Consider the following 3,214-nt stretch of genomic DNA (forward strand, 5'->3'; position numbering starts at 1 on the left):
GGCGTGATCACCACGCTGAACTACGACGGCGAAGGCAACCTGACCGAGAAGAAGCAGGGCAGCGATAGCACCATCTACCGCTACAACGGCAACGACAAGCTGATCTCGGTAGCGCGCAACGGCACCACGCTGGGCCGCTACAGCAACGACCACCTCGGCCTGCGCATCGAGAAGGAAGCCAAGGACCCGCTGCAACCAGGCGCACCACCGGTCAAGCTGCGCACCCTGTGGGACGGCCGCAATGCCTTCCAGGACCGTGACAGCGGCGGCGAAGTCATCGCCCGCTACGACAACGACGGCCGCCACCCTGTCGGCATGTGGCACCGCGACGACGGCAGCCAGGCGCTGCATCGCGACGCGCTGGGCTCGATTGTTGCCACCACCGACGGCAGCGGCAAGCTGAAGAGCGAAATCGTTTACGACGCCTTCGGCAACATCACCGAAGCGACCGGCCAGAGCGCCAACAAGTTTGGCTACACCGGCCACCAGATGGATGCGGAGACGGGGCTGGTGTACTTCCAGGCGCGTTATTATGACCCGCAGCTGGGGCGATTCATCACGCAAGACCCTTATGAAGGTGATTGGAACACTCCGCTGTCGCTGCATCACTACTTATATGCGTACGCCAACCCAGGGCGCTTTGTCGATCTTAACGGATACGACGCCGTGGATACGTTAAACGGTATTGCCAATTCGGTCGTGAACTTCTTCTTGGGTGGCGATGCCGATATGGTTTCGGACTATACGCAACTGCAAGCCTGGCAAGCGGCAAATCCGAATCGGACCTGGAACTCGGGAACGGCCGAAAGGGTATATCAGGTTGATCTCCGCAATTGGAGCTTTAAGAAAGAAATTGTTACCGGGAAGACGACGACTGAGAAGCTGAAAAATACTCTTACCCTTGGGATACCTGCACTCGGAGAGAATATTGGTAACTTCGCTGGGGCGGCAGGCGTTGCATTGGATAACGATGCGAATCCGGCCATCCTCCGTCAGGCTCATTACGATTTGGGCAGCAACGGCGTGGGCGTCGGTATTGCTGTCGCACAGGTAGGATTGTCAAAACGATCTGCCGCAGCTGGCGGCCAAACACGAGTACCGTCGGCTAATGCTCCGGTCGCCAAAGCACCAGGTAGTGCAGGAGTGGCATCAGCCGCAGAAGGTACCGTGGTTACCGTGGCAGAGGCACGAAGCGGCGGGGGAGTGCGCGCCGCAAGAAAGCCGAACGAAAAAGCTGGCACTGAGCAACAATCCGCAGAGGTAAGGCGCGTCAATTGCGATACATGTTTCGTTGCAGGGACCTTGGTTGCTGTAGACGGCGGGTTTAAGGCGATTGAAGACGTACGCATCGGCGATCTAGTTCTTTCCAAGAGTGAGGAAACTGGTGAAATCACATACAAGCCAGTGACCGATCTGATCTTGACCCGAAATAAGGGGGTATTTGATCTAACTATCCGCACACCAGAAGGTGGCGTAGAAGTACTGTCCGTAACAGACAACCATCCATTCTGGGTACTGAACAAGGGTAGCTTCATTAGCGGTTTGGAAGAGGCAGGATGGGTGGAGAGCGGCAATCTGAAGCCTGGTATGCGGGTTCAGACGGGTGCTGGAGACGGGCTGCTGGTGGAGTCGCTTGTTAGCACAGGGCAGTCGCCAGACACGTATAATTTGACGGTCTCAGAGTTCCACTCTTATTTTGTAGGGAAAAATCGGATCTGGGTACACAATGTCAAGTGTGGAGAGCTTGGCGAATCAGCTACTTATAGGGATGCAAAAGGCAGACTGAGGGATGCACGAACAAAGCAATATGCCCCGGATCCCGAATCCGCTGCCTCTCGCGGGGAGTTGACGCCGGTCCAGCAACTTCGTAGACAGCAACAACCTGAATTCGATGGGCGGCGAGCAGCGACGCTGGAGCGAGACAAGCTTTGTGTCTACTGCCAGAAAAAGAAGGCGACTGAACAGGATCACTTCAATTCAGTTCAGGAAGTATATGGACGCGTTGCGGCGGGGGAGATGACTATGGAAGAAGCCGCTAGATTCTTGGCATCGCCGGAAAACTTGGTGGGGGCATGTGGCGGTCTGGCCGGGTGCAATCCATCGAAAGGAGGTAAGCGAGCTACCTTATTGGAGACAGACAAGATGCATTGGCGGGCGGTTGACCCAACTCCAGAGATGAAGGCTCGTATTGAAGCATTGGATAGTGAAAGAATTCGGAAATAATAAATGACACCAAATGAAAAACAAACGCTGGCTTTTGTAATAAATGAGCTTAAGCCAGTTCAAAAGATCAACTCTTTGGAATTTGACTTGGACGAGCGTGCCGGCGGATACCTCGTTGCGCACTGTCAAATGGAGTTCGATACAGGTGATCCGGTCTATGCAGTGTTCACACTGGGACGGTTTTCTAATCACATCTTTTTGACGATCACGAATGGTGATCCAGTTCGCCTAGCCAATGTACTAGCTGGAGTGGAAAGATACGATTCGTCGAATAAGCAGTTGGGATTCGGCCATACGATGCGTATGGAAAATAAGTACTTGGACGAGAACAACAAATCGGCGCTACTATTCCTTCGGCCCAGACTGCTTCCTTTTCTTGATAATTTTCAGGATTGCTCGGACGTCGGTGGTCGGCATCTTGAATTCTTCTTGGTCGTTTTTCTTAATGAAGATGAGTACACACACAAATTGTCTAATGGCTTAGATGCGCTGTATGACAAATTTCAAGCTGAAAAGAAGAACCTTTTTGCCATTGGCTAATAACCTTGCCAGCCTCGAGTGCCCCGTTCAGTTGCCTGCCCCGTTCAGTGTTCAGTTGAAATTGGGGTAGGGGGCTGCGGCACGCTTTTTTCAAACCCAAAGCGGGCCGTCGGACACAACTCGTTGACCGTCGAGCCGCTTTAATCAGCAAACTGTCTGCCCGCCCGAGTCAATGTGCCTGCAATTTCAGCAATTCCAGGCCAGCAGGCGAGCACGAGCCTGAACACCTGTCGTTCACCATGTTCAATAGACCGCCACTTGGTTGCTGGCTAATGCAGCGGCACGAATCCTTTCAGAAGCCCGTTCCAGCCCTGGTATGGAACGAACGCTTTCGGCGGGTTCAGATAAGGATTGATGCCGCGCCAGGCCTCCATCGGTGTCCAGCCAAACAGATGCTGATGCGGCCGAATCTCGTTGTACCACTTCCTGAACGTGGCAAGCAGCGAGTCCA

General features: G+C 53.9%; 3 protein-coding genes. 2 read left to right on the forward strand and 1 reads right to left on the reverse strand.

Features of this window, described 5'->3' with window-relative positions:
* On the forward strand, positions 1–2,223 hold a 2,223-nt coding region (locus tag ASE26_RS21805), incomplete at its 5' end, for a polymorphic toxin-type HINT domain-containing protein (protein WP_082591450.1).
* A 3-nt stretch (positions 2,224–2,226) separates the two neighbouring features.
* Positions 2,227–2,763, forward strand: a complete 537-nt coding sequence (locus ASE26_RS21810) for a suppressor of fused domain protein (RefSeq protein ID WP_055933586.1) — start codon at positions 2,227–2,229, stop codon at positions 2,761–2,763.
* 269 nt (positions 2,764–3,032) lie between these two features.
* Here the strand turns inward: ASE26_RS21810 and ASE26_RS31100 are convergent.
* The coding region (locus ASE26_RS31100; protein ID WP_162259195.1) for a transposase at positions 3,033–3,214 on the reverse strand (182 nt) is incomplete at its 5' end.

This window comes from Duganella sp. Root198D2 (assembly GCF_001428585.1).
Classification (GTDB): Bacteria; Pseudomonadota; Gammaproteobacteria; order Burkholderiales; family Burkholderiaceae_D; genus Rugamonas.